At 36.4% G+C, this 2,136-nt stretch carries 2 protein-coding genes; both read left to right on the forward strand.

What is annotated here, in order from left to right; all coding sequences use genetic code 11:
• The coding region (locus AACY61_RS12800; RefSeq protein ID WP_339611973.1) for a glucosaminidase domain-containing protein at window positions 1-616 on the forward strand (616 nt) is incomplete at its 5' end.
• A gap of 7 nt (window positions 617-623) precedes the next feature.
• The gene (gene hemL, locus AACY61_RS12805; protein WP_339611974.1) at window positions 624-1,913 is read left to right on the forward strand and encodes a glutamate-1-semialdehyde 2,1-aminomutase; all 1,290 of its coding nucleotides are present in this window, start codon (window positions 624-626) and stop codon (window positions 1,911-1,913) included.
• The last annotated feature ends 223 nt before the right edge of the window (window positions 1,914-2,136 follow it).

Consider the following 2,136-nt stretch of genomic DNA (forward strand, 5'->3'; position numbering starts at 1 on the left):
TGTAGACAACTACAGGGACATTGCTAAAACCGAAATGTTATTGTATGGCATACCCGCAAGTATAAAAATTGCACAAGGAATTTTGGAATCAGGTGCAGGTAGAGGTGATCTTTCCCGCCGATCAAATAATCATTTTGGAATAAAATGCCACACAGGCTGGACCGGAGAAAGTGTTCGGCACGATGATGATGAACTGCAAGAGTGTTTCAGAAAATATAATGACCCAAAATATTCCTTTAGAGACCATTCTTTGTTTCTTACTGGAAGAAGCAGGTATGCTGATTTGTTTAAGCTAAAAAAAGATGATTATAAAGGGTGGGCCAAAGGACTAAGAAAAGCCGGCTACGCTACGGACCCAAAGTATCCTGACAAATTAATAAGTATCATTGAACGCTATGAATTATATAAAATTGATCAAGAGGTTTTAGGAAATGAAGCAAATATTGCAAACCCGGACACATCAAAAGTAAATATCTATACAGTTAGAAAAGGGGATACACTCTATTCAATCGGACGAAGATTTAATATTCCGGTAGAAACCTTAAAACAATACAATGGTCTTTTGACAAATGATATAAGTATTGGACAGGTTTTATATTTACACCCCAAAAAATAATTTTAATATGATTTATAAAAGAAGTAGTGCTTTATTTACTGAAGCAGAGAAAGTTATTCCCGGCGGAGTCAATTCACCCGTAAGGGCTTTTAAAGCCGTAGGAGGAACACCTGTTTTTGTCGAAAAAGCCAAAGGCGCTTATTTATTTGACGCAGACGGTAACCGGTTGATTGATTATATAAATTCCTGGGGACCTATGATTCTGGGACATGCCTTTGAGCCCGTTGTTCAAGCTGTTACTGAAAAAGCAAAACTGGGCACTTCATTTGGTATGCCTACTGAAATTGAAACCAAAATTGCACAACTTGTCGTTTCAATGGTTCCAAACATTGATAAAATAAGATTTGTCAATAGTGGAACTGAAGCTTGTATGAGTGCGGTACGTTTAGCTAGAGGTTATACAGGAAAAGATAAAATCATCAAATTTGCAGGATGTTATCACGGACATAGTGATTCTTTTTTAATTCAGGCAGGAAGTGGTGCAGTTACATTTGGTTCACCAAATAGTCCGGGTGTTACAGTAGGAACTGCAAAAGATACTTTACTGGCTCAATTCAACAATCTTGATAGTGTTGCACAACTTATTAAAGCCAATGAAAATGAAATTGCCTGTATTATTGTTGAACCTGTTCCTGGGAATATGGGTTGTATCCCACCAAACAAAGGATTTTTAGAAGGCTTGAGAAAGCTCTGTGATGAAAACGATGTTCTATTGATCTTTGATGAAGTAATGACCGGTTTTCGTTTAGCAAAAGGGGGTGCTCAAGAACTGTTAAAAGTAAGTGCTGACATTGTTTGCTTCGGAAAAGTAATTGGAGGAGGTTTACCTGTTGGAGCTTTTGCGGCTCGCAATGAAATTATGAAATTTCTGGCTCCTGAGGGTCCAGTTTATCAGGCAGGAACCTTAAGCGGTAATCCACTTGCTATGGCAGCAGGACTCGCTATGCTTAATGAACTGAATCAAAATCCATCAATCTTTCAATCATTGGATGAAAAAACAACTTATCTCCACAAGGGGCTCAGCAATGTTTTAAAGACCAATCAAATTGTTCATACCATCAATAGAATTGGTTCCATGATTTCTGTCCACTTTTCTAAAGAGAATGTAATTGATTTTGAAACTGCTGCAATGGGAAATAATGAAAGGTTTAAACAATTTTTTCATGGGATGCTTCAAGAAGGTGTTTATATTGCCCCCAGTGCTTTTGAAACCTGGTTTTTAACTGACGCATTGACTTATGAAGATCTCGATTTTACAATAAGAGCTTGTGAACGTGTTGTTCAGAAAATGAAATAATCTTAATTTATATTAAAAAGTAAGCATAAAAAAAGCCGGATATTATCCGGCTTTTAAATTATAAGTAAGAAATATTATTTTTCAATTGTTGATTTGTATTTCTTGTATTGTTCAGGAGATAAAACTGCTTTAAGATCTTTTTCAAAGGTTGCATCAATTTCTTTTTTGGCAGCTGTAACACTCGGATTGTTCAAATCCTGACCGGCAACTTGTTTAGAATAAG

This window comes from uncultured Planktosalinus sp. (assembly GCF_963973675.1).
In the GTDB taxonomy this organism is placed as follows: domain Bacteria; phylum Bacteroidota; class Bacteroidia; order Flavobacteriales; family Flavobacteriaceae; genus Planktosalinus.